Below are 23,177 nucleotides of genomic sequence, written 5' to 3'. Positions count from 1 at the left end.
GCCCGGAGCATGACTTCCGGGCTTTGACCGTCGCGCATCCAGCCACGATGCTGGCCCGGCATGCATCACGGCGCCTGCCGCCGTGACATCACGGGGAAATCATGGCCAGTATCGCTACCCGCGCGGCGCCCGCGCCGCGTTTCGACGACCTGCTCGGACATCCGCGTCCCTTGTGGATGCTGTTCATGACCGAGTTCTGGGAGCGCTTCGCCTTTTACGGCATGCGCTGGGCGCTGACGCTGTACATCGTGGCGCAGTTTTTCGATGGCGCGGCAAGTGGGCAGGGCTATGCCAGCCGCACCTACGGCGCGTTTCTGGCGCTGGTGTACGCCACGGCGATCTTCGGTGGTTACGTGGCCGATCGCGTGATCGGTTATCAGCGTTCGATCCTGCTCGGCGCGGCGATCTCGGCGCTGGGCTATTTCATGATCGTCGTGCCGCAGCAGCAGATCTTCCTGCTCGGGCTGGCCACGATCATCGTCGGCAACGGCTTGTTCAAACCCAACATCTCGACCCTGGTCGGCAAGCTGTATGCGCCGGGCGACGCGCGCCGCGACCGCGGTTTCACCATCTTCTACATGGGCATCAACCTGGGCGCGCTGGTGTCGCCGCTGCTCACCGGCTGGCTGGCCAGCGTCATCAGCGGCACGCCACTGGTGCAAAATTACAAGGTCGTGTTCGCGGCCACCGGCGTGGGCATGCTGATCAGTCTGCTGTGGTTCTGGTTCGGGCGGCGGCGCCTGCTCGGCATCGGCCAGGCGCCAACCGCGCGCAACGGTGGCGCGCTGCTGACATGGGTGCTGCTGGGCGCGACCGCGGCGGTGCCGATCGTGTATCTGCTGATGGCCGAGGTGGGCGCCGGCGTGCTGGCGTGGATACTCAGCGTGTTGTTCGTGGCGCTGGCGCTGATGCTGCTGGTCGAGGCGCTGCGCGAGGGCGGCGTGGCGCGCGACAAGGTCGTCGCCATGCTGCTGCTGTTCGCGTTCAACGTGCTGTTCTGGATGTTCTTCGAGCAGGCCGGCAGCTCGTTCAATTTCCTCGCGCAGAACCTGGTCGATCGGCAGATGTTTGCTGGCTGGGTGTTCCCCACCGGCTGGTTCCAGTCGGTCAATCCGGCGGTGATCGTGATCCTGGCACCGCTGGTGGCGCTGACTTGGGGCTGGCTGGGCGCGCGCGGACGCGAGCCGTCGATTCCACGCAAATTCGGGCTCGGCCTGCTGTTCAACGCGCTGGCGTTTCTGTTGTTGATGGTTGCGCTGAGCGCGCTGGTGGGCAGCAACGGACAGATTCCATTCTGGCCACTGGTGCTGGTGTACGTGCTGCAGACCGTGGGCGAGTTGAGCCTGTCGCCGATCGGCTTGTCGATGGTCACCAAGCTGGCGCCGCTGCGCTACGTGGGCCTGGCCATGGGCGGCTGGTTTTTGTCCACGGCGATCGGCAACAACCTCTCCGGCATCTTCGCCGGCCACGTCAGCGGTGAGAACGGCATGACGGTGGCCTCGGCGCTGGAGGGTTTCACCTTTAGTTTCTGGCTGCTGCTGGGCGCCGGCGTGCTGTTGCTGCTGATCGCGCCGCTGATCAATCGGCTGATGCATGGAGTGAAGTGACGCGGTGGCGGTTGTTGCCCGCGCGCTTGACTTTGTGTGGGTGTGAACGTCGCCTTTGCCGTGGTCTTCGCAAGATTCCCCGGCTCCGCCCGGCTGCCGCCGGCGCGGCGCCTCGCCCGGGGCGAACTCGCCTATCCCAGGGCTCGAACATGCGCGCGCCTTGCCTTCGCGCCCGACTGAGCTGCTCGGTGCTGGCCAACGCTACCAATGTCAAAGGCAACGACGCGCGCGCAGCGCGCGTGCTCCTGATCTTCAGTCCCATTCGGCAGCGGTGGGCGCGCGTGGAACCGGGGAACCTCGCCAAGCACCACGCAAGAGCGATCGTTCAAGCACAAAACACGACTGCGCAAGGCGAACCCTCACCCGGCGCTGCGCGCCACCCTCTCCCGGAGGGCGAGGGAAAAAGCGTGCGCTCATTCACGCACACACAAAGCGAACAATCTCAGAAGGCGCTGCCCGGAATATGGGCACTCGCCGCCCGCATCGAAGCCGCGCGCAACTGCGTGAGTGCTTGCGCCAACGTGGCCTGCGACAGTTCGCCCACGTGCGCGGAAACCAGCCGGCCATCGGCGGCGATGAACAGCGTCGTCGGCAATCCCGGCGAGTGATAGGCGCGCAGCAGTGCCTCGTCGCCATCGAGCAACACCACCGGCGGATCGAGCCGGTGCGCGCGCAGATAGTCGCGCACCGTGGCGGCATCCTGGCCCTGATCGACCAGCACGATGCGCACGCCGCGTTCGCTGCGTGCCGCGTTCACCAGCAGCGGCAATTCGCGTTCGCACGGCGGGCACCACGTCGCCCACAGGTTCAGCACCAGCGGCGTGCCGCGCAGCGCCGCCAACGGCCGTGGCGCGCCGCCCAGCGTGCGCAGGGTGACCTCGGGCAGCGGCGTGCGCAGCGGTTGCGAGATGCTCACGAAGGCACCGATCAGCCCGGCGATCACCAGCCCGCTGGCCGCGCTCAATGCCAGCGGACGGCGCAGCGCGGGGTGTCGCCACAGCCACAGCGCGCCACCGAGCAGCGCCACGATCGCGCCCGGCCACGGTGCGAAGCCCAGGTCGCGGATGTCGAGCATGGCCAGCACGCCGTGATACGCAGCCCAGTGCCGCGCAACAAACGCCGCGCGCGCCGTGACCAGCGCCAGCAGCAACAGCGCGAACAACGCCGGCTCGGCATCGGCGTGGCCGTCGCGGCGCTCCAACCAGGCCACCAGCGCGGCCACGGCATAGCCGACCAGCACCAGCACCAGCTCCCATGGCAACACCAGCGGACCCAGCGGCAGCGCCTGCATCGCGATCTCCTGTTTTTTGGCCGAAAGCGCGATGGTAGCGCCGCGCACCGCAATGCCCGGTTCGACGCGCGATGGCGCCGCGCATAGGCTATGCGCATGAACGCACCCCTGCCCTTTGCCGTGTACCTCGTCGGCGGCGCCGTGCGCGATCGGCTGCTCGGCCGCGTTGGCGGCGATCGCGATTACGTGGTCGTCGGTGCCACGCCCGCGGCGCTGCTCGATGCCGGGTTCAAGCCGGTGGGCAAGGACTTCCCGGTGTTCCTGCACCCCGACACCGCGGCCGAGCACGCGCTGGCGCGCACCGAGCGCAAGCAGGGCCACGGCTATCACGGCTTCGCCTTCCACGCCGCGCCCGAGGTGACGCTGGAGCAGGATCTGGCGCGCCGCGACCTGACCATCAACGCCATGGCTGAGGATGCGCAGGGGCGCGTGATCGATCCCTACGACGGCCAGCGCGACCTCGCTGCGCGACTGCTGCGCCACGTCTCGCCGGCCTTCGTCGAGGACCCGGTGCGCCTGCTGCGCGTGGCGCGTTTCGCCGCGCGCTTCGCGCCGCTGGGTTTTCGCGTCGCCGATGAAACCATGGCGCTGATGCGGCAGATGGTGGCCAGCGGCGAGGCCGATCATCTGGTGTCCGAGCGCGTGTGGGTGGAGACACGCAAGGCGTTGGCCGAGGCGCAGCCATCGGCATTCGTGCGCGTGCTGCGTGACAGCGGCGCGCTGGCGCGATTGTTCCCCGAGGTCGATGCGTTGTATGGAGTGCCGCAGCGCGCCGAGTACCACCCTGAGATCGACAGCGGCGCGCATCTGGAACTGGTGCTGGACATGGCCGCGCGGCTGGCGCCGGACAACGACCGCGTCGGTTTCGCCGCGCTCACGCACGATCTGGGCAAGGCGCTCACGCCGCGCGCCGAATGGCCGCGCCACGTCGGCCACGAACAGCGCGGGCTGGCGCCGCTGCGCGCACTGTGCGCGCGGCTCAGGATCGGCGCCGAGCACGCCGATCTGGCCGCCGCCGCGTGCCGCTATCACCTCGACGCGCACCGCGCGCTGGAGTTGCGCCCCGGCACGCTGCTGCAACTGCTGGAAAAACTCGACGCGCTGCGCCGTCCGCAACGTCTGCACGAATTCCTGCTGGCCTGCGAAGCCGATGCGCGCGGACGCTTGGGCAAGGACGCCGCGCCATATCCGCAGGCCGCGCATGTGCGCGCCGCGCTGGCGGCCGCGCAAAGCGTCAGCACCGCGCCGCTGCTGGCGCAAGGCCTGCAGGGTCCGGCGCTGGGCGAGGCGCTGCGCGCCGCGCGCCGCCGCGCGATCGCCGCCGCGTGCGCTGCGCCGGACGCGACGGATGCCGGCAATGGCTGAGCGCCGCGCGGACGACGTTGCGCCGCGCGCCGCGCATGCCCCAGGCCAGACGCCCCGAGTCCAGCGTGCGCGCGCATCCGGCATGGCATCCGACACCCCCCGTGTCAGCGTGCTGATGGTGCTGGCCGACAGCGGCGACGGCGCGCTGGATGCCGCGCGCCGCGTGCTGGCCGCACCCGAGTGCGCCGAGCTCGTCGTGCTGGACAACGCCAGTCGCGACGGCATTGCGCAGCGCCTCGCGCGTGAGTACGCGGACGTTGCGCGCGTACGCGTGCTGGAACTGGGCGCCAATCTCGGTTTCGGCGCGGCCATGAATCGCGGCGCGGCGGTGGCACGGGGCGACTGGCTGCTGCTGCTCAACCCGGACTGCCTGCTCGCAGCCGACAGCGTGTCGCGCCTGCTCGACGCCGCGCAGGGCGGTGCGCTGGCCGGCGCCATCGTCTGCGATGCGCAGGGTCGGCCCGATCCTGCCGCATGGCGGCGTGCGCCCACGCTGCGCCGCGTGCTGTGCATGATGAGCGGGCTGGCGCGCCACGAGTCACGCTGGCCGGCGCTGGCCGGGGTCAACCGCCGCGATGCCCTGCCGGATGCCACGGTTGCGGTCGAGGCACTGTCCGGCGCATTGATGCTGCTGCCACGCGCGGTATTTGCCCGCGTGGGCGGTTTCGATGAAGGTTATTTTCTGCACTTCGAGGATCTCGACCTGTGCACGCGCGCGCGCGCCACCGGCACGCCGCTGCGTCTCGCCGGCGCGGTGCGCGTGCTGCACGCCAAGGGCGGCTCCTCCGGCGGCCGCGCGCTGTTCGTGGCGCGGCACAAGCACCGTGGCCTGCTGCGTTATCTGCGCACGCACGATGCCGCGGCGCGGCGCTGGCCCTGGCGCGCGCTGCTGCCCGCGCTGGTGTGGCTGCACTTCGCATTGCAGGCGCCGCGCCTGACGCTGCGCGATGCGCGCACGCGGCGCGCGCGGTCGGTCAGGCCCCCGGCGCCGTAGCCGCATGGAAAGTCGATTGCGCCACCGCAACGGCGTGACAGTGAATAGTGAATGGCAACATTGTTTTGACGCGACGTCGATACAAACGCGCATCAGCACTGGAATAATGATCGCGTGAACACGCCCGGCACTGCCGCTGAAATTCCCGTCACGATGGGCAACGGCCCTTTGCGTGCCGTGCGGCTCGATGGTCGCGATCCAGGGGCATTGCGTGCCGATATCCTGCGCGCGTTCCATGCGACGTTCGATCGCCATGAAAGCCTGTTCGAGCTGCTGCGCGACGACGCGGCCTGGCGGGTCAAGCCGATCGCGCTGCGCCACCCGCTGATTTTCTATTTCGGTCACACCGCGGCATTTTTCATCAACAAACTCGTCGTGGCCGAATTGATCGGGCAACGCATCGCCCCCAGGCTCGAATCCCTGTTCGCGGTGGGCGTCGATGAAATGAGCTGGGACGATCTCGATGACATCCACTACGACTGGCCAACGCCGCAGGCCGTGCGCGCGTATCGCGATCGCGTGCGCGAAGTCGTCGACGGCCTGATTCGCGGTCTGCCGCTGGATGCGCCCATCGCCTGGGACAGTCCGTGGTGGGTGATCCTGATGGGCATCGAGCACGAGCGCATCCACCTCGAGACCTCGTCCGTGCTGATGCGTCAGCACAAGCTCGAGTACCTCAAGCCGCACCCGGCCTGGCAGCCCTGCCGTGACAGCGGCGTGCCGCCGCGCAACGCGCTGGTGGACGTGCATGCAAGCCATGTGCGCCTGGGGCGCGATCGCGATCAGCCGCACGTGTATGGCTGGGACAACGAATTCGGTGCGCACGAGGCCGATGTCGCGGCGTTCCAGGCCGCGCGCTATCTGGTCAGCAACCACGAATTTCGCGCCTTCGTCGAGGCCGGTGGTTACGCCGATGACAGCCTGTGGAGCGAAGAAGGCGCGGCGTGGAGGCGCTACGCCCGCGCCGCGCATCCCACGTTCTGGGTGCGTGACGGTGGCGCCTGGCGCCTGCGCCTGCTGGCCGAGGAAGTGCCCATGCCATGGGACTGGCCGGTGGAAACCAACTTTCACGAGGCCAAGGCATTCTGCAACTGGCTGGCGCGGCAAAGCGGCCAGCCCGTGCGCCTGCCCAGCGAGGACGAATGGCACGCGCTGCGCCAGCTCGCCGGCGTTGCCGACGGGCCGCAGTCGCAGCCCGCGCCCGCCAATATCGAGCTGGATCATTGGGCGTCGCCCTGCCCAGTCACGCGTTTCGCCCAAGGGCCATTTTGCGACCTGATCGGCAACGTCTGGCAGTGGCTGGAAACGCCGACCTATCCGTTTGCCGGTTTTGCAGTGCATCCGCTCTACGACGACTTCACCACACCCACCTTCGACGGTCGCCACAACCTGATCAAAGGCGGTTCGTGGATATCCTGCGGCAATCTGGCCCTGCCGATTTCGCGCTATGCATTCAGGCGACACTTTTTTCAGCATGCCGGGTTTCGCTACGTGGTCAGCCATGCCCGCACGCAGCCACCCGAGTCGCACTACGAAACCGATCGCCTGGTCGCCGAATACTGCGAATTCCACTTTGGCGAGCGTTATTTCGACGTGCCCAACTTTCCGCGCGCGCTGGCCGAGCTCTGCATCGCGGCGCTGGGCGCGCAGCCGGCACGCCGCGCGCTGGACCTCGGCTGCGCCACCGGGCGTTCGAGCTTCGAGCTGGCGCGGCATTGCGGGCACGTCACTGGCATCGACTTTTCCGCGCGCTTCATCAGCGTGTGCACGCACATGGCCGAGCGGGGCAGGCTGCGCTACACCCTGGTCGAGGAGGGCGAACTCGTCACCTATCGCGAACGCACCCTGGCCGAGCTGGGTCTGGCCGAGGTGGCGCGCAAGGTGGATTTTTTCCAGGGCGACGCCTGCAACCTCAAGCCCTTTTTCAGCGGCTACGACCTGATCCTCGCCGCCAACCTCATCGACCGTCTGTACAGTCCCGCGCAGTTTCTCAAGCAGGTGCACGAGCGCATCAATCCCGGCGGACTGCTGGTCATCGCCTCGCCCTACACCTGGCTGGCCGAGCACACCCGGCGCGAGGAGTGGATCGGCGGCTTCAGCAAAGACGGCGAGAACCACACCACCCTCGACGGTTTGCAGCACATCCTCGGCGCGCATTTCGATCGCGTCGGCGCGCCGCGCGAGCTGCCGTTCGTGATTCGCGAAACCCGACGCAAATTCCAGCACAGCCTGTCCGAGGTCAGCGTCTGGCGACGGCGCTGACGAATCTCCTTGCGCGCCCTGTTCGAGTACCCGTCATGCCGGCATCCGATCTGCAAGACCGCGTTAGCGGCGCCCTCCTCGGCGCGTTCATCGGCGAAGCCCTGGGCGTGGGTCCACACTGGTATTACGACCTCGACGCATTGCGCGCCGACTTCGGGTCGTGGATCGCCGACTACACCACGCCCAAACCAGGGCGTTACCACTCCGGACTGCGCGCGGGACAATCATCGCAGCCCGGCTGGTTGCTGGAGCTGACGCTGCGCAGCCTGATCGAGCGCGGCGCTTACGACGAGGCCGATTTTTGCCGCCGCATCGACACGGAATTCTTTCCCTTGCTCGACGGCACGCCGCGCGGCGGTCCCGGCGGCTACACCAGCCAGTCGATGCGCGAAGCCTGGCGCAAGCGCGTGCAGCAGGGCCTGCCGTGGGGGCGCGTCGGCGGCCACGCCGACAACACCGAAGCGGCCGAGCGCACGCTGGCCATCGCGGTGCGCTACGCGCATGCGCCGCGTCAGCTCGCCGGGTTTGTCGGCGCCAACACCGTGCTCACACAAATCGATCCCACCATCGGCGCGATGACCACCGCGTACTGCGCGGTGCTGGGCCTGCTGCTACAGGGGCATCCGCTCGATACGCGGATTTCGGCCAGGCTCATGGCTTGGGTACGCAACGGCGAGTTGCCGTTTCACACGGTCACCGCCGCGATGCTGGACGTCGTTCCCGCCGGCGCGGAAGCCGTGCTGCGGCCGGGGCAGTTCGCTTCCCCCGACGCCTTGCTCACGCCAGGCAACATCGCCCGCGCCGCCGTCGATCCCGGGGTGCGCATCGAGCCGGCGTGGAAAGCGTCGCTGGTGTACGGCATGCCCTGCGCCGTGTACCACCAGTTTCCCGCCGCGTACTACCTCGCCGCGCGTTTTGCCGATGACTTCGAGGCCGCCGTGCTGCACGCGATCAACGGCGGCGGCCAGAATCAGGCGCGCGCCATGCTCACCGGCGCGCTGGTCGGGGCGATGGTCGGCCTGTCCGCGATCCCGCAGCGCTTCATCAGCGGACTTGAGCGCGCCACGCAGCGCCTGGACTGGGCGCGGCAGCTCGCGGCGCAAATCGGGCGCGCATAGGGTCGCCGAATCTGGCCGGCAGCGGCCATGCCAGCCGCCGCGCGACGTCTGCCAGCGCGGCGCGATAGCATGCGGCACGGTCAACAGTGGAGGGACGCCATGATTCGCATCATCACGGCTTTGGCGCTGCGGCTGTCCGCGATCTACCTTTTGACGATGCTGGTGTTGTCGTTCGTCGTTTTCATGTTGCAATGGCAATATGGCATTCCAGAGTTGTTTGCACGTAAGGGCGAACTTCATTTTGTTCTGGCGGTGCTGGCTGGTTTCGCGGTGGCCACCGCGCTCGGTCTGCTACTGTGGAGGATGAGTCGCACTGCGCTACGTGCAGCGGGCGAACTCGATACGAAGGCCGAGATGGTGCCCGTGACCGTTTCAGCATTTGAGATGCAGCGCCTGATGTTCGCGGGGCTAGGCACCTTTTTTTGTGTGCAAGCAATCCTCTCGCTGCTCAATGGCTTGGTGGTCAGGTTGGACGGACCGTTCAAAGTCGTCGGGTCGCTGATGACTAAGTTACCGCTGGCATGGTTGATGCCACCACTGGTCGAATTGTTGATCGGCATCGGTCTGATCGTTGGTGCAACGGGTTGGCGCAGTCTTTTGCAGCGTGTGCGCGAGTGCTGAGCGCGGTTCACCCCATCTCCAGCGGATCGACATCCAGCGACCAGCGCAGGGCGCGCGCCTGCGGCAGGGTTTCCAGCGCCAGCGCCCAAGGCTTGAGCGCGCGATGTAGCGCGCCGCGCCGCGCGCTGGCAAGCAGCAATTGGCCGCACCAGCGCGGGCCACGGCGCGGCAACGGCGCGGGCATGGGGCCGACGATTTCGATGCCGTCGTCAGTTGCAAGCGCGGTGCGCGCGGCGTCGAGAAACGCGAACAATGCGGCTTCGTGCGCGGCCTCGGCGCGCAGCAGCGCGTGATAGGCGAACGGCGGCAAGCGCGCGGCGCGGCGTTCGTCGAGCAGACTGGCGGCCAGCGCGTGGTAACCGCCGCTGAGCAATTGCAGCAGCAGCAGATGATCGGGGTGGCGCGTCTGCAGCAGCACGCGCCCGGGTTGCGTGCCGCGGCCAGCGCGGCCGGCGACCTGCACGATGAGCTGCGCGAGGCGCTCGGGCGCGCGGAAGTCGATGCTGTACAAACCCTCGTCCACGCTGCTGACGGCGACCAGGGTCAGGCGCGGCAAGTCGTGGCCCTTGGCCAGCATCTGCGTGCCGACCAGCAGCGCCGGGCCGTGCTCGGGCAGACGCGTGTCCAGCGCGGCCTGCGCGGCGCGCGTGCGCGTGGTTTCGCGATCCACGCGCAGCAGCGGAATATCGGGAAAGCGCTCGGCCAGCGCCGTCTCCAGCCGCTCGGTGCCGTGCCCCAACGCTTGCAGCGCGCTGCTGCCGCAGTATGGGCAGCGCGGCGGCACCGGCTCCAGCCGCCCGCACAAGTGACATTCGAGGCGCTGCGCGGCGCGGTGCCAGGTGAGCGGGCGCGCGCAGTGCGGACAGCCGGCGTGCCAGCCGCACTGCGCGCAGCTCAGCACCGGCGCGTAGCCGCGGCGGTTGCGGAACACCATGGCCTGCTCGCCGCGCGCGAAGGTCTCGCCGAGGGCATCCAGCAGCGGCGCGCTGAGGCCGTGCTCGCTGTGCTGGCGGCGCAGATCGATGAGTTCCACGCGCGGCGCCGGACGCGCGTTGGCGCGCGCTGGCAGACGCAGATGCGCATAGCGCCCGCGCGCGGCGTTGCTCAGGGTTTCCAGCGCCGGCGTGGCCGAGCCCAGCAGCACCGGGATGCCTAGCGCCTGGGCGCGCTTCAGCGCCAGATCACGCGCGTGATAGCGCAGCCCGTCCTGCTGCTTGTAGCTGGCGTCGTGCTCCTCGTCGATCACGATCAGGCCGGCATGCGGCAGTGGCGCGAACACCGCCGAGCGCGTGCCCAGCAGCACGCGCGCGACGCCGCCGCGCGCGCGCAGCCAGGCCTCGGCGCGCAGACCGTCGCTGAGCCCGGAGTGCAGCAGATCGATGCTCACCCCCAGACGCGCGTGCAGGCGCTGCGCGATTTGCGCGATCAGGCCGATCTCGGGCACCAGCACCAGCGCCTGCCGGCCCTGCGCCAGCACCTCGGCGATGCGCGCCAGGTACACCTCGGTCTTGCCGCTGCCGGTGACGCCATCGAGCAGTGCCACGGAAAACCCCGGCGGCTGCGCGCGCAGCCGCGCCAGGGCATCATTTTGTGCGGCGTTGAGCGCGGGCGCGGCGCTGGGTGAGGCCGACGCGTCCTCGGCGGCGATGATCAGGCCGCCGCGGCGCAGGCGCGCGAGCGCGGCGCGCTCAGCGGCGGGCAGCGCGCGCACGCATTCCGCGGGCAGCGCGGCGGCGGCGAGTCGTTGCAACAGCGCAAGGCTGGCGCCGCGCGTGCGGCTGGCCTGCAGCGCGGCGCGGCCGGCATCGCTCATCGCCCAAGCCTGCGCGCGCGGCGCCGGCAGCGCGCGGCCGTCGCGCAGCGCCACCGGCAGCGCGTTCAGCAGCGCCTCGCCGGGGCTGCCCAGCCAGTAATCCGCGGCCCATAGCACGCTGGCCAGCAGTTCGCTATCGAGCAGCGGCGTGTCATCGAGGATGGCGGTGATCGGCTTGAGTTGCGTCGCGGGCACGGCGCTGCCCGCCGCGCACGCGACCACCACGCCGATGCGCGTGCTGCGACCGAACGGCACGCGCACGCGCACGCCCGGAATGGGCGCAGGAAAAGACTCGGCCAAGGTGTAATCGAACAGTCGCCGCAGCGGTACCGGCAGCGCCACGCGCAGCACACGCGGCGCGGCGTCGGTTTGCGTCATGTTCGTGTGCGGCTGCGCAACTTCGCGAGGCAAAGGCAGGATTCCGAAAGGATTTGCGGCTTATCCACATCGGCTGTGGATAAGTCTGTGCATGGTAGGTTGCACGGGCTCGCGCGCACCTTGCCACAGCGTGCCGCGGCTTGCCTTGGACACATTTTCAACAAAGCGTCACACAGTTTGCGAATCAATCAGTTGCACGACCACAGCCAAGCCGCTTCACGCGCACCGAACACAAGCACGCGCGGCCCCAGGCGTCGCCTGCATGACATCGCGCTGCTGTGCACAACGTCTTCCGTGAACGAAAAATTCCTATCGCACCATAGCCAGCAAGCCAGCCTCGCGCAGCCAGGCCACGGTGTCATCGGCCATGACTTGCAGCGGCTGATGGCGGTAGCCCAATTCAGCGCAGGCGCGGGCGTCATTCACGCACAGACGATGGCAGGTCAGGGCCACGCCTTCGCGGGTCAGCGCCGGCGGTTTGCCATTCAAGGCGGCGGCGGATTCGTCGAGCACGGCGCGCAGCCACAGCACGGCGCGCGGCAGGGTGCGGCGTGGCGCCGGCAGGCGCAGCGCCTGTGCCAGCGCCGCGACCAGCGCGCTGAAGGGCGCCGCGCTGCCGCCCAGCGCCCACACCCGCAGCGGCGCCGGATGCAGGGCCGCCGCCACGTGCGCGGCGGCGACTTCGCGAACATCGGCGAACGCGCCCACGCCGGGCGGCGCCCCGGGCAGGCGGCGCGCGGCGATGAGTTGCGCCAGGCGCGACCAGTTGTGGCGATCGCCGGGGCCGAGGATGTGGCTGGGCTGCAGCACCGCGGCGCTGATGCGCCCGGCCTGCGCGGCGGCGCACACCTGCGCCTCGGCCAGCGCCTTGGTGCGCGCGTAGTGCACCGGGCCGTGCAGGCCCAGGCGCGGCGCGTCCTCGTCGATGCAGGTTGCGGTCAGGCCGTAGACGCCGATGCTGGAGGTATGGACGAAGCGGTGCACACCGGCGCGGATGGCGGCATCGAGCAGCGCGCGCGTGCCGTCGACGTTGACGCGCCACTGCCGCGCGCGCTGGCGTCGCCACACGCTGGTATCGGCGGCGATATGCAACACGACATCGGGCGCGGGAGTCAGCGCGCGCGCCAGCAGCGCGGCGTCGTTGATGTCGCCCTGGAATACCTCGATGCCGATGGCGGCTAGCGCGGCGCGGCTGGAGTCGCTGTGCGCCAGCGCGCGCAGCGCCACGCCCTGACGCTGCAGCGCGGCGCGCACGTGGCCGCCGAGAAATCCGCCGGCTCCGGTGATGAATGCGCTGCGCATGTCCTGCCTCCTCGGTGCGCGCGACAGGCATCGGAGCCCCGCCGGCACCGGCTACACTGCGCGGCTTTCGCATCACAAGCAGGGATCATGGCACGCGTCGATACGCGCCGGTTCGCGGACGAAGCCTGGAGCACGCTGCGTCTGGCGCTGCCGCTGATCACCGGGCAACTGGCGGCGGTCGGCATGAGCGCGGTCGATGCGATGATGGCCGGGCACTACTCGGCCGACGTGCTGGGCGCGGTGGCGGTGGGCGTGAGCCTGTGGTCGCTGGCCGTGGTCACCGCGATCGGGCTGATGATGGCGCTGCCGCCGTCGGTGGCGCAGTTGGTCGGTGCCGGGCACCGCGCGGAAATCGGTCCGCTGTTCCGTCAGGCGTTGTGGCTGGCGCTGAGCATGGGCCTGCTGCTGTTCGCCGCGGTGCACTGGCTGGCGCCGCTGGTGGTGCGTGCGCTGCACGTCGATCCGCGGCTGTGGCCGCAGGTGACCGCATTCCTGCACGCGGTGTCCTTCGGCGCGCCGGCGATCGCCTGCTATTTCGCGCTGCGTGGCGTATCCGAGGGCATGGGGCACACGCGCCCGACCATGTACTTCGGCCTGCTCGGGCTGGTGCTGCTGGTGCCGCTGGATTACGTGCTGATGTACGGCAAGCTGGGCCTGCCGGCGCTGGGCGCGCAGGGCAGCGGCATGGCCACGGCGCTGATCCTGTGGGCCGAGCTGGGCGGATTCGCGCTGTACATGCGTCGCGCGCGCATCTATGACGGCCTGCATTTGTTCAAGCGCCCGGAGCCGCCAGACCTGCGCGCGCTGGGCGCGCTGCTGCGCCTGGGCATGCCGATGGCCTTCAGCCTGCTGATGGAGGCGGGGCTGTTCGTGGCCGCGGCGCTGGCCATCGGACGCCTGGGCGCGGACGTGGTGGCCAGCCATCAGATCGCGCTGAACGTGGCCTCGGTGACCTTCATGCTGCCACTGGGCCTGGCCATGGCGATCACCGTGCGCGTGGGTTTCGCGGTGGGTCGCGGCGATACGCGCGGGGTGCGCTACGCCGGTTACAGCGGCATCGCGCTGACCCTGCTGACGCAGAGTTTTTCCACCGCGCTGATGCTGGGTTTTCCGCATGCCATCGCCGCGATCTACACCAACAACCCGCGCGTGATCGCGCTGGCCGCGCAATTGCTTGTGCTGGCCGGCATCTTCCAGTTTTCCGACGGCATCCAGGTGGCCTCGGCCGGCGCGCTGCGCGGGCTCAAGGACACGCGCGTGCCGATGTTCATCACCGCGTTCGCCTATTGGGTGGTGGGCTTTCCGCTGGGCCTGTATCTGGGTTTCGCGCAGCATCTGGGCGCGCGCGGCGTATGGATGGGCCTGATCGCCGGGCTGAGCATGGCCGCGCTGCTGTTGTTCGCGCGTTTCGTGCGCAGCGCGCATGCGCTGTCGCTCATGACCGATGGCGGATGACGCCCGCGCCGCGCTGGGCTAGGCTGCGCGTTTTCCGGTTCGGGACAGCGTCATGGCCGACGTCAAGCAGCGCAATGGTTTTCTCGGTTTCATCAGGGTGCTGTGGCGCGGCATCAATATCACCCGCCAGGCCATCCTCAACCTGATCTTCTTCGGCCTGCTGCTGATCATCATCCTCGCCGCCGCGCGCAGGCCGCTGCCGCTGCAGGACAAGACCGTGCTGGTGCTGCAGCCCAAGGGTCAGATCGTCGAGCAGTACAGCGTCGATCCCACCCAGCGCGTGATCGCCAAACTCTCCGGCGAACCCATGCAGCAGGTGCAGTTGCGCGATCTGCTGACCGTGCTCAGGCACGCCGCCAGCGACCCGCGCATCAGCGCCGTGCTGCTGGATACCTCCGATCTGCAAACCGGCACCTGGACCTACGCCAGCCTGCGTCAGGTCGGCCACGCGCTGGATGCGTTCGAGACCAGCGGCAAACCGGTCATCGCCTGGGCCAGCGGCTACGACCAGGGCCAGTATTACCTGGCCATGCACGCCAACCGCGTGCTGCTGGATCCTGCCGGCAGCGTCATGTTCACGGGTTTCGACAGCTACCAGCCGTACTTCAAGGATCTGCTCGACAAGCTCGGCGTGAACGTGCATTTGTTCCGCGTCGGCGAATTCAAATCCGCCGCCGAGCCGTTCCTGCTCAACGGCCCTTCGCCGGCCGCGCAGGAGGCCGACGGTTACTGGCTGGGTGGCTTGTGGAACCAGTGGCTGGATTCCGTGGCCAAGGCGCGCAAGCTGACCCCGGCGCAGGTCAAGAGCGATATCGACAACATGCCGCAAGGCGTGGCCGCGGCCAATGGTGACTTGGCCAAGATGGCGCTGGCCGAGCACTTCGTCGATGGCCTGGCCACGCGCGCGCAAGTCGTCGCCGAGCTGCGCAAGTTGAGCGCGCCGGAAAAAGACGGCTACGGCTTCCGCGGCATCGGCTTCAGCGATTACCTGGCGCGCATCCGGCGCGACACGCCCAAGCTGGATGATCGCCCCGAGATCGCGGTGGTGGTGGCCGAAGGCGACATCATCAGCGGCCCGCAGAAACCCGGCAGTATCGGCGGCACCGAGACCGCGCGCCTGATCCGCAAGGCGCGCGAGAACAAACACGTCAAGGCCATCGTGCTGCGCGTCAACTCGCCCGGCGGCGCGGTGTATCCGGCCGAGCTGATACGCCGCGAGGTGCAACTGGCGCGCGCCGCCGGCAAGCCGGTGGTGGCATCGATGGGCAACGTCGCCGCCAGCGGCGGTTACTGGATCTCGATGGACGCCAACCAGATCGTCGCCGAGCCCGACACCATCACCGGCTCGATCGGCATCTTCGGGTTGTACTACAACATCCCCGGCACGCTGGCCAAGATCGGCATCCACACCGGCGGCGTGGCCACCACGCCGTGGGCCGGCGCGTTCGACATCACCCGCCCGCTCGATCCCAAGCTGGGCGCGACCATCCAGCAGATCATCGACAAGGGCTACATGGATTTCGTCGGCGGCGTGGCCAAGGCGCGCGGCAAGACCTTCGCGCAGATCAACGCCATCGCCCAAGGGCGTGTATGGACCGGACGCCAGGCTTTCGCGCGCGGCCTGGTGGACAAGCTCGGCGGCATCAATACCGCCATCGCACTGGCCGCGCAGGATGCCAAACTGGGCAAGGATTACCGCGTGCACTACATCGGCGAGCCGATGAGCCCGTTCGAGCGTGTGCTGATGGGCTTCGGCGACAGCGCGTTGGCGTCCATCGCCATCCACCACGGTTTCACCCTGCCGCCGTGGATGGCCAGCTTCGCGCCGCGCGTCGCCGGTCCCCTGCAGATGCTGCAGAACGCGCAACCCGGCAAGGTCAATGCCTACGCGTATTGCTTCTGCGGGCAGTAGGCTGAAAGCCGGGACTCGGGACTCGGGACTCGGGACTCGGGACTCGGGACTCGGGACTCGGGACGAGCGCGTTGCGATTCGAAGGCCCCGTCACCCCGGACGGCGCACAGCCTTCCCCCCTTCGTCATCCCGGACGGCGCGCAGCGCCGAGCCGGGATCCAGGCGCGCCTTGCATGGCCGCGACGAACTGTGCAGCCGGGGAACTTCCGGCTCCCGATTGCCGGCTATCTGTTACCGATTCCCCACCCCCCATTCCCACCTCAATGCGTCTCTGCGGCGATTTGCGCGCGCTGCTTCGCGGCCTGCTGGTTGACGATGGCTTGCACGTTGCGTGCGCGCTGCTCGTCTTTCAGCAACGGGTCGAAGGGTGTGGCGATGCCCGTGCTGGCGGGCGCGACGGAACCGGCGCCGGCGGCAGCGGTGGCGTTCGCGGTGTCGGCGGCGGGTTTGCTGCATGCGGCTAGCAGCAGTGGCAGCAGGCAGGCGGCCAGTGGCAGGGTGCGCGGGCGCATCGGTGGATCCTCGCGGGATTGGGCGCAGTCTCGCGCGGGCACAAGGCGCGGGCAAGCCGGCGCTACACTCGTGCGCACTGGAGGCGAGCATGAACGAGACCCTGGCGCGCTGGCGCCTCGATGGCAGCACGGCGCTGATCAGCGGCGCCAGTCGCGGCATCGGCTACGCCTGCGCGCGCGAGTTGGCGGCGCTGGGCGCGCGCGTGCTGATGGTGGCGCGCGATGCCGATGCGCTGGAAGCCGCGCGGCACGAGTTGAGCGAGGAGTTTCCGGCCTGCGCCGCGCAGGCTTTCGCCGCCGATGTCGGCGCGGTCGAAGCGCGTCTCGAATTGTTCGACTGGATCGCCGATTTGAACGCCGATGCCGGCGCCGAGCTGTCCATCGTGGTCAACAACGTCGGCGCCAACCAGACGCGCGCCGCGCTCGACTACGAACTCGCCGAGGTCGAGGCGCTGCTGCGCACCAACCTGCTCAGCGCGTTCCATCTGTGCCAGCTCGCGCATCCGCACCTGGCCGCGCATGGCGCCGGCGCCATCGTCAACGTCGGTTCGGTATCGGGTCTGACCCACGTGCGCAGCGGCGCGCCCTACGGCATGAGCAAGGCCGCGCTGCACCAGCTCACGCGCAATCTGGCCTGCGAATGGGCCGAGGATGGCATCCGCGTGAATGCCGTGGCGCCGTGGTACATCCGCACGCGCCGCACCGAGACGGTGCTGGCGGATCAGGAATATCTCGACGAAGTGCTGGCGCGCACGCCCATGCAGCGCATCGGCGAGCCGCACGAAGTCGCCGCGGCGGTGGCGTTCCTGTGCCTGCCCGCGGCCGGCTACATCAGCGGCGAGTGCATCGCCGTGGACGGCGGTTTTCTGCGCCATGGGTTTTGAGGCAGCCGGCCGCGCAAGTTCGCTGGCTTTGGCCAAGGCCGCGCTGTCATCGTCTGCCGTCAGCGCCGCACGGGGTATTGCCGAGTCGTGCGGGAAGGGGTGTCATGGCGCCATGAACGAGGAACCGATCGCTGCCGATCCGCGCTGGCTGGAGCAACTGCCCGCCGGCGTGATCCTGATCGTCGACGAGCGCCTGCGCTACGCCAACGCCGAGGCGCTGCGCCTGATCCGGGCGTCGGCGCTGCACGAGGTGCTCGGGCGCAGCGTGCAGGATTTCATCCATCCGCTGGACCTCGCGCGGGTGCTGGTGCGCATCCGCCGCGCCGAGCGCGGCGAGGCCGGCAATCCGCCCACCGAGTTCCGCGTGCATGCTTGCGACGGCAGCCTGCGCGTGTTGGCGATGACCAGCACGCCGCTGCGCATGGGCGAGACATGGGGCGCGCTGGCCAGCTTCATGGACCTGAGCGCGCGCGCCGAGATGGACGCGCGCCTGCGCGAAACCGATGACAACTTCCAGCGCATGATGAACACCATGCAGGACGTGTTCTATCGCACCGACGCCGACGGCATCACCCGTTACGTGTGTCCGGCGGTGAAGAACGTGCTCGGCTACAGCGCCGAGGAAATCGTCGGCCTGCCGGCGGCGATGTTCTATCCCGATCCGGTCGAGCGCGAGCCGCTGCTGGCGGCCATCCGCCGCGACGGTTTCGTGCATGATTTTCCGGGACGCATGCGGCGCAAGGACGGGCGCATCATCGATATCGCCATCAGCACGCAAATCTTGCGCGACGAGCAGGGTAATTACGCCGGGGTGGAGGGCATCTGGCGCGACATCACCGAGCGCAAGCGCATGGAACGCGAGCTGGCGCGGCTGGCCACGCGCGACGATCTCACCGGCATCCTTAACCGTCGCGCGCTGCTCGAATACCTCGACGCGGCGCTGCAGCGCCTGCGTCGCGGCGGTCCGCCACTGTCGGTGCTGCTGCTGGATCTGGATCACTTCAAGCGCGTCAACGACACCTGGGGGCATGGCGCGGGCGACGCGGCGCTGCGCCAGTTCGTCGCGCTGATCCAGACGCAACTGCGCGAGATCGACCAGCTCGGCCGCCTCGGCGGCGAGGAGTTCGTGCTGGTACTGGAGCAAAGCGACCATGAATCCGCGCGGGCGGTGGCCGAACGCATTCGCCGCGTGGTGCAGGACACGCCGTTCGTGATCGATGCCGGGCACGCGGTGCAGCTCACCGCAAGCCTTGGGCTGACCGCCGCGCGTGTCGCCGACCGCCGCGCCAGCGATGTGCTGGAACGCGCCGATCGCGCGCTGTATCGCGCCAAGGCCGACGGCCGCAATCGCGTCGGCGAGTGAATCGGCGCGCGGCGGGATTCTCGTCAGCGGCACGCCGCTCGCGCACAATGCGCGCGGGGTCCTCCTGGACACGACCATGAAGCACGCGATCATGAAGCACGCGATCATGCTGGCTTGAATTGCTCGCACGCTGACTGCTGCCGGTGTGGCGCACGCGCAACTTCGATGATCTCAGCCTGCCGTTCCGCGTCGTGGCCACCAACAGCGGAACCGGCCAGCGCGTGGTGCTGGCGCGGGGGCGATCTGCCGCTGGCGATTCGCGCCAGCATGTCGGTGCCGGCGGTGTTCGCGCCGGTGGATCCGCACCGCCAATCGCTGATCGACGGCGGCATTTCCGACAACGTGCCGATCAATGTCGCGCGCTTCGGTTACGACCATGCGCTGGGGCACGACGACCGCGGCACCGTGCTCGCCGGTCTGCGCGGATTAACCGAGCAGGGCAGCGGCCGGGTGCTGCAGGTCAGCGGCGTGCTCGGCGGTTTTCTCGTGCGCCGCGTGCCGCGCAGCGCCTCACTGACCGCTAACGTCGCGGCGCTTCCAACGCCGCGCATTCTCTGCGAACGCGCGTGCCGGCGCGGCAGTGTAAGGTTCGCCGCGTTCGATCGACAAATGACCTGTGCCGCTGCAGTCGTGCGGCAGGATCGATCACCACTGGCGAGGTCTGTATGTTGCGAACCGTCCGATGGCTGTGGCTGCCGCTGCTGGCGGTGCTGTGCGTTTCCGTGGCGCTGGCGCCGAAGCGCGCGCTGGCCGGGGCGGTGCCGTTGCCGCCGGGGGCGCCGTGGTTCAACGTCAGTCGGCCGCTGACGCCGAACGATCTCAAGGGTCGCGTGGTACTGCTGGACTTCTTCACCCCCGGTTGCATCAACTGCGTGCACATGCTGCCGGACATGGCCAAGCTCGAACGCGAGTTTGGCGCGCGCTTGCTGATCATTGGCGTCAACTCGCCCAAGTTCGTGGCCTCGCGGCGCAGTAGCAATATCGAGGGTTTCATCCAGCGCTACGACATCACCCATCCGGTGCTCACCGACAAGGGCATGACGCTGTGGAATTACTACGGCGTGCAGGCGTGGCCGACGCTGGTGCTGCTCAATCCGCGGGGCGGCGTGGTGCAGCAGTTCATCGGCGAGGGTAATTACCGCGGCATACGCGCGGCGGTGCTGGGCACCATCGACCAGGCGCAGCGCGCCGGCACGCTGGTGAGCACGGCGCTGCCGCTGCGGCCGCCGGTGTTGAGCCGCGCCGGCTTGCTGCAGCCGGGCAAGGTGGCGGTGGATGCGCGCTACGTGGCGGTCGCCGACAGCGGCCACAATCGCGTGGTGCTGCTGGATCACGTCGGCGAGGTGTTGCGCGTGATCGGCACCGGCGTACCCGGCGCGCGCGATGGCGCGGCCAGCGTGGCGCAGTTCGACGGCCCGCAGGGGCTGGCTTTCGTCGGCGATGCGCTGTACGTGGCCGATACCGGCAACTCGCTGATCCGCCGCATCGCGCTGCCCAGCGGCGTGGTCAGCACCGTGGCCGGTAATGGTCAGCGCGTGTTCGGCGGCAACGGCATGCAGCCGGCGCGCGGCGTGCCGTTGAACTCGCCGTGGGGTCTCAAGGGGGTGGGCGATGTGCTGTACGTGGCCATGGCCGGTGATCACCAGGTGTGGAAATTCGATCTGGGCAGCGATCGCATCGGCCCGTATGCCGGCACCGGCGCCGAGGGCATCGACGATGGTTCGCGTGCGTTGGCCAGCTTCGCGCAGAGCAGCGGTCTGGCGTATCACGACGACACGCTGTACGTGGCCGATCCCGAAGCGTCTGCAGTGCGCGCGATCGACCTGAAAACCGGTCGCGTGCGCACGCTGATCGGCAAGGGCCTGTTCGATTTCGGCCTGCGCAACGGGCGCGCCGATCAGGCGCTGCTGCAGCACGATCAGGGCCTAGCGTGGCTGGATGGCAAGCTGTACATCGCCGACACCTTCAACAACGCCGTGCGCGTGCTCGACCTCGCCAATCATCAGGTGAGCACGCTGGCGACCGCGCTGCTGCAGCCGGGCGGTCTCGCGGTGCTCAACGTCAACACGTTGCTGGTGGCCGACACCGACGCCAATCGCATCGTTGCCCTCAATGCCGCCAATGGCGCGTTGCATGCGTGGCCGATCAGCGGACTACCGCCGGCGCAGTAATCGGCAGGCGCGCGGCGCGCTCAGTGGCAATTCTGCAACTGCGCGCGCAGCGTGTCGGCCGCGTGTTGCAGCGGCGCGCGATCAAACTGGAAAGTGTGTCCGATGCGCGTGTCGAGCTTGTCCAGGCGTTGGCGCAAGTTGGCGCACACCGCCGCGCGCGGCAGCGGCGCGCAGCGATCCTGCACCCAGGTGTAGTAACCGCCGAACGGCGAAACCAGGTTGGTCGGCGTGCCGCTGTGCTGTGTCGGAACACCGCTGTCGCCCGGCCCGGCGGCGCGCGCCATCGGCATCTGCGCGATGCCGAGCACGGCCAGCGGCACGGCGTAGGGCTGCGGGTCGCCGATGGTGCTCAGATAGGGCTTGTCGTTGGTGGCGCGGATGCAGCGGTACAGCGCCGGCAGCGGCAGCGCGGGCTTGGGCGGTGGAGGTGGAGGCGCGCTTGCTGATTGCTGCATCGGGGCCAGCGGTGGCGCCGGCACGGCCGGCGCCGGCGTCGGCAGGTTCAGGATCTGCTGGCGACTGCGCGGCGGGCAGGGCGTGTCCTGAAACGCGAGCCGGCCCTGCGCATTCACGCAGCGGTACACCTCGGTCGCGCCCACCGGCACGGCCAGCATGAGCGGCGTCAGCAGTGGCAGGAGGAGGCGAGCGCGCATGGGGCGTAGCGTACGCCGGGCGTGGCGTGGCGTGGCGTAACGCTGGGCGGTGGTTGGGAGTGGGTACGGGCTGTTCGTCTTGTCATACTGAGCGCAGCGAAGCATCTTTGCGCGTGAATGCGCGTCGTGGCTTGTGCGCACGCAGCGTCATCGTGACTGCCGAGATCCTTCAGCTTGCGCCTCAGGATGACAACAAGAGCATGAGCCGCGCTGCTTCCGAATCCCCACTTCCCACTCCCCACGCTCCCGACACTGCCGCACAATCGCGCCTCCCCATCCCCGCCGAGCCCTGCATGTCCACGCCCCTGATCGACCTGTTCAGCGATACCAAGACCAAGCCAAGCGCCGCGATGCGCGCGGTCATGGCCGCCGCCGAAGTGGGCGACGAACGCGCCGGCGAAGACCCCACCATCACCGCGCTGGAAGCGCGCGGCGCGGCGCTGCTGGACAAGGAAGCGGCGCTGTATCTGCCCTCCGGCACCATGTGCAACGAGATCGCCCTCGCCGTGCACTGCCGCCCCGGCGAGGCGGTGCTGTGCGAGGCCGGCGCGCATATCGTCGGCTTCGAGGCCGGCGGCGCGGCGGCGCTGGCCGGGGTGATGCTGGAGCCGATCAGCGGCACGCGCGGCATGTACAGCGCCGCGCAACTGCAGGCGCACTTGCGCGCCGACAACCTGCAGGCGCCGCTGCAGCGGCTGGTGGCGGTGGAGCAAACCAGCAACCTTGGTGGCGGCGCGATCTGGCCGCTGAGCGAACTGCGCGCGGTGGCGCAGGTCGCGCACGCGGCGGGCTTGGCCACGCACATGGACGGCGCGCGCCTGCCCAACGCGGTCGTCGCCAGCGGCGTGCCCACGGCCGATTTCGCGCAAGGTTACGACTCGGTGTGGATCGATTTCAGCAAAGGCCTGGGCGCGCCCGGCGGCGCGTTGCTGGCCGGCAGCAAGGCCTTCGTGCGCGAGGCGCGGCGCTGGCAGTTGCGCATCGGCGGCGCCATGCGCCAGAGCGGCATCATCGCCGCGGCGTGCCTGTACGCGCTCGATCACAACCTCGCGCGCCTGGCCGAGGATCACGCGCGTGCGCAGCAGTTCGCGCAAGGCATCGCACGGATCGGCGGCTTGAGCATCGATGTGGCCACGGTGCAAACCAACCTGGTCTATTTCGAGATCAACGCGCCCGGCTGGGATGCGCAAAAACTGGCCGCCGCCACGCTGGCGCAGGGCGTGCGCCTGTGCCCGATGGGCCTGCGCCGGATGCGCGCGGTCACGCATCTGGACGTGGACGACGCCGGCATCGCGCGTGCGCTGGAGGTGATCGCGGCGGCGCTGCGCGGCTGATTCACCCCTCTCTCACTGGGGTGAGACAGCGCGTTGATGATCTGCCGCGGGCAGAGCATGCGCTGGCGAACGCCCGAGCGCTATGCGCGAGGGCCGGGACGGGACAGCGCGTTGATGATCTGCCGCGGGCAGAGCATGCGCT

Annotated in this window: 17 protein-coding genes and 1 pseudogene; 13 read left to right on the top strand and 5 right to left on the bottom strand. The window is 69.0% G+C overall.

Annotation, left to right across the window (positions count from 1 at the left end; translation table 11 throughout):
- The first annotated feature begins 101 nt into the window (after nucleotides 1-101).
- Nucleotides 102-1,607 (top strand): peptide MFS transporter, encoded by a 1,506-nt coding sequence (locus ACYDAT_RS11380; RefSeq protein ID WP_461450202.1) that lies wholly within the window; start codon nucleotides 102-104, stop codon nucleotides 1,605-1,607.
- Between the two features lie 442 nt (nucleotides 1,608-2,049).
- Here the strand turns inward: ACYDAT_RS11380 and ACYDAT_RS11375 are convergent, their stop codons facing one another.
- The gene (locus ACYDAT_RS11375; protein WP_461450200.1) at nucleotides 2,050-2,898 is read right to left on the bottom strand and encodes a TlpA family protein disulfide reductase; all 849 of its coding nucleotides are present in this window, start codon (nucleotides 2,896-2,898) and stop codon (nucleotides 2,050-2,052) included.
- Between the two features lie 96 nt (nucleotides 2,899-2,994).
- On the opposite strand from ACYDAT_RS11375, the gene ACYDAT_RS11370 reads away from it, so the two are divergent.
- The 5 genes from ACYDAT_RS11370 (at nucleotide 2,995) to ACYDAT_RS11350 (ending at nucleotide 9,258) form a co-directional block, all read left to right on the top strand.
- Entirely contained in the window at nucleotides 2,995-4,263 is a 1,269-nt protein-coding gene (locus tag ACYDAT_RS11370; RefSeq protein ID WP_461450198.1) for a multifunctional CCA addition/repair protein, read from the top strand.
- Nucleotides 4,264-4,345: 82 nt separating this feature from the next.
- Nucleotides 4,346-5,257 carry a glycosyltransferase family 2 protein gene (locus tag ACYDAT_RS11365; RefSeq protein WP_461440456.1) on the top strand — a complete coding sequence of 304 codons (912 nt, stop codon included), beginning with the start codon at nucleotides 4,346-4,348 and terminating at the stop codon, nucleotides 5,255-5,257.
- Between the two features lie 114 nt (nucleotides 5,258-5,371).
- Nucleotides 5,372-7,519, top strand: a complete 2,148-nt coding sequence (ovoA, locus tag ACYDAT_RS11360; RefSeq protein WP_461450196.1) for a 5-histidylcysteine sulfoxide synthase — start codon at nucleotides 5,372-5,374, stop codon at nucleotides 7,517-7,519.
- Between the two features lie 35 nt (nucleotides 7,520-7,554).
- The gene (locus ACYDAT_RS11355) at nucleotides 7,555-8,637 is read left to right on the top strand and encodes an ADP-ribosylglycohydrolase family protein (protein WP_461450194.1); all 1,083 of its coding nucleotides are present in this window, start codon (nucleotides 7,555-7,557) and stop codon (nucleotides 8,635-8,637) included.
- Between the two features lie 99 nt (nucleotides 8,638-8,736).
- Entirely contained in the window at nucleotides 8,737-9,258 is a 522-nt protein-coding gene (locus ACYDAT_RS11350) for a hypothetical protein (RefSeq protein WP_461450192.1), read from the top strand.
- A gap of 7 nt (nucleotides 9,259-9,265) precedes the next feature.
- Here the strand turns inward: ACYDAT_RS11350 and ACYDAT_RS11345 are convergent, their stop codons facing one another.
- Both ACYDAT_RS11345 and ACYDAT_RS11340 read right to left on the bottom strand, forming a co-directional pair.
- A complete protein-coding gene (locus ACYDAT_RS11345) occupies nucleotides 9,266-11,449 on the bottom strand; it encodes a primosomal protein N' (RefSeq protein WP_461450190.1) in 2,184 nt (727 codons plus the stop codon).
- 309 nt (nucleotides 11,450-11,758) lie between these two features.
- Nucleotides 11,759-12,751: an NAD-dependent epimerase/dehydratase family protein gene (locus ACYDAT_RS11340; RefSeq protein WP_461441619.1), complete on the bottom strand. Its 993-nt coding sequence runs from the start codon at nucleotides 12,749-12,751 to the stop codon at nucleotides 11,759-11,761.
- Nucleotides 12,752-12,838: 87 nt separating this feature from the next.
- On the opposite strand from ACYDAT_RS11340, the gene ACYDAT_RS11335 reads away from it, so the two are divergent.
- Together ACYDAT_RS11335 and sppA are read left to right on the top strand one after the other, a co-directional pair.
- Entirely contained in the window at nucleotides 12,839-14,206 is a 1,368-nt protein-coding gene (locus ACYDAT_RS11335) for an MATE family efflux transporter (RefSeq protein WP_461450188.1), read from the top strand.
- Between the two features lie 52 nt (nucleotides 14,207-14,258).
- Nucleotides 14,259-16,118 (top strand): signal peptide peptidase SppA, encoded by a 1,860-nt coding sequence (sppA, locus tag ACYDAT_RS11330; protein ID WP_461440133.1) that lies wholly within the window; start codon nucleotides 14,259-14,261, stop codon nucleotides 16,116-16,118.
- 260 nt (nucleotides 16,119-16,378) lie between these two features.
- Here the strand turns inward: sppA and ACYDAT_RS11325 are convergent, their stop codons facing one another.
- Entirely contained in the window at nucleotides 16,379-16,630 is a 252-nt protein-coding gene (locus tag ACYDAT_RS11325) for a hypothetical protein (protein ID WP_461440134.1), read from the bottom strand.
- Nucleotides 16,631-16,719: 89 nt separating this feature from the next.
- Here ACYDAT_RS11325 and ACYDAT_RS11320 point away from each other — a divergent pair, with 89 nt between their 5' ends.
- The 4 genes and pseudogenes from ACYDAT_RS11320 to ACYDAT_RS11305 all read left to right on the top strand — a co-directional run bounded on the left by ACYDAT_RS11320 (nucleotide 16,720) and on the right by ACYDAT_RS11305 (nucleotide 21,048).
- Complete coding sequence (locus ACYDAT_RS11320; RefSeq protein ID WP_461440135.1) at nucleotides 16,720-17,514, top strand: SDR family oxidoreductase; 795 nt, start codon at nucleotides 16,720-16,722, stop codon at nucleotides 17,512-17,514.
- A 112-nt stretch (nucleotides 17,515-17,626) separates the two neighbouring features.
- The gene (locus ACYDAT_RS11315) at nucleotides 17,627-18,877 is read left to right on the top strand and encodes a sensor domain-containing diguanylate cyclase (protein ID WP_461450186.1); all 1,251 of its coding nucleotides are present in this window, start codon (nucleotides 17,627-17,629) and stop codon (nucleotides 18,875-18,877) included.
- Between the two features lie 165 nt (nucleotides 18,878-19,042).
- Nucleotides 19,043-19,225: pseudogene (locus tag ACYDAT_RS11310) on the top strand (patatin-like phospholipase family protein); the annotation flags it as partial.
- A 317-nt stretch (nucleotides 19,226-19,542) separates the two neighbouring features.
- Nucleotides 19,543-21,048, top strand: coding sequence for a thioredoxin-like domain-containing protein (locus tag ACYDAT_RS11305; protein WP_461450184.1), 1,506 nt, complete (start codon nucleotides 19,543-19,545; stop codon nucleotides 21,046-21,048).
- A 20-nt stretch (nucleotides 21,049-21,068) separates the two neighbouring features.
- Here the strand turns inward: ACYDAT_RS11305 and ACYDAT_RS11300 are convergent, their stop codons facing one another.
- Nucleotides 21,069-21,701, bottom strand: a complete 633-nt coding sequence (locus ACYDAT_RS11300) for a DUF4124 domain-containing protein (RefSeq protein WP_461450182.1) — start codon at nucleotides 21,699-21,701, stop codon at nucleotides 21,069-21,071.
- A 293-nt stretch (nucleotides 21,702-21,994) separates the two neighbouring features.
- Here ACYDAT_RS11300 and ACYDAT_RS11295 point away from each other — a divergent pair, with 293 nt between their 5' ends.
- Nucleotides 21,995-23,035 (top strand): threonine aldolase family protein, encoded by a 1,041-nt coding sequence (locus ACYDAT_RS11295; protein WP_461450180.1) that lies wholly within the window; start codon nucleotides 21,995-21,997, stop codon nucleotides 23,033-23,035.
- The last annotated feature ends 142 nt before the right edge of the window (nucleotides 23,036-23,177 follow it).

This window comes from Metallibacterium sp. (genome assembly GCF_054637675.1).
Note: the sequence above shows the minus strand (reverse complement) of the source record. Positions and strands in the feature narration are given on the sequence as shown.

Coding starts and splice junctions, on each gene's coding strand:
- ACYDAT_RS11355 (WP_461450194.1), top strand. CDS start 7,555: ATGCCGGCATCCGATCTGCAAGACCGCGTTAGCGGCGCCCTCCTCGGC.
- ACYDAT_RS11380 (WP_461450202.1), top strand. CDS start 102: ATGGCCAGTATCGCTACCCGCGCGGCGCCCGCGCCGCGTTTCGACGAC.
- ACYDAT_RS11375 (WP_461450200.1), bottom strand. CDS start 2,898: ATGCAGGCGCTGCCGCTGGGTCCGCTGGTGTTGCCATGGGAGCTGGTG.
- ACYDAT_RS11315 (WP_461450186.1), top strand. CDS start 17,627: ATGAACGAGGAACCGATCGCTGCCGATCCGCGCTGGCTGGAGCAACTG.
- ACYDAT_RS11295 (WP_461450180.1), top strand. CDS start 21,995: ATGTCCACGCCCCTGATCGACCTGTTCAGCGATACCAAGACCAAGCCA.
- ACYDAT_RS11350 (WP_461450192.1), top strand. CDS start 8,737: ATGATTCGCATCATCACGGCTTTGGCGCTGCGGCTGTCCGCGATCTAC.
- ACYDAT_RS11365 (WP_461440456.1), top strand. CDS start 4,346: ATGGCATCCGACACCCCCCGTGTCAGCGTGCTGATGGTGCTGGCCGAC.
- ACYDAT_RS11345 (WP_461450190.1), bottom strand. CDS start 11,449: ATGACGCAAACCGACGCCGCGCCGCGTGTGCTGCGCGTGGCGCTGCCG.
- sppA (WP_461440133.1), top strand. CDS start 14,259: ATGGCCGACGTCAAGCAGCGCAATGGTTTTCTCGGTTTCATCAGGGTG.
- ACYDAT_RS11320 (WP_461440135.1), top strand. CDS start 16,720: ATGAACGAGACCCTGGCGCGCTGGCGCCTCGATGGCAGCACGGCGCTG.
- ACYDAT_RS11340 (WP_461441619.1), bottom strand. CDS start 12,751: ATGCGCAGCGCATTCATCACCGGAGCCGGCGGATTTCTCGGCGGCCAC.
- ACYDAT_RS11370 (WP_461450198.1), top strand. CDS start 2,995: ATGAACGCACCCCTGCCCTTTGCCGTGTACCTCGTCGGCGGCGCCGTG.
- ACYDAT_RS11305 (WP_461450184.1), top strand. CDS start 19,543: ATGTTGCGAACCGTCCGATGGCTGTGGCTGCCGCTGCTGGCGGTGCTG.
- ACYDAT_RS11325 (WP_461440134.1), bottom strand. CDS start 16,630: ATGCGCCCGCGCACCCTGCCACTGGCCGCCTGCCTGCTGCCACTGCTG.
- ACYDAT_RS11300 (WP_461450182.1), bottom strand. CDS start 21,701: ATGCGCGCTCGCCTCCTCCTGCCACTGCTGACGCCGCTCATGCTGGCC.
- ACYDAT_RS11335 (WP_461450188.1), top strand. CDS start 12,839: ATGGCACGCGTCGATACGCGCCGGTTCGCGGACGAAGCCTGGAGCACG.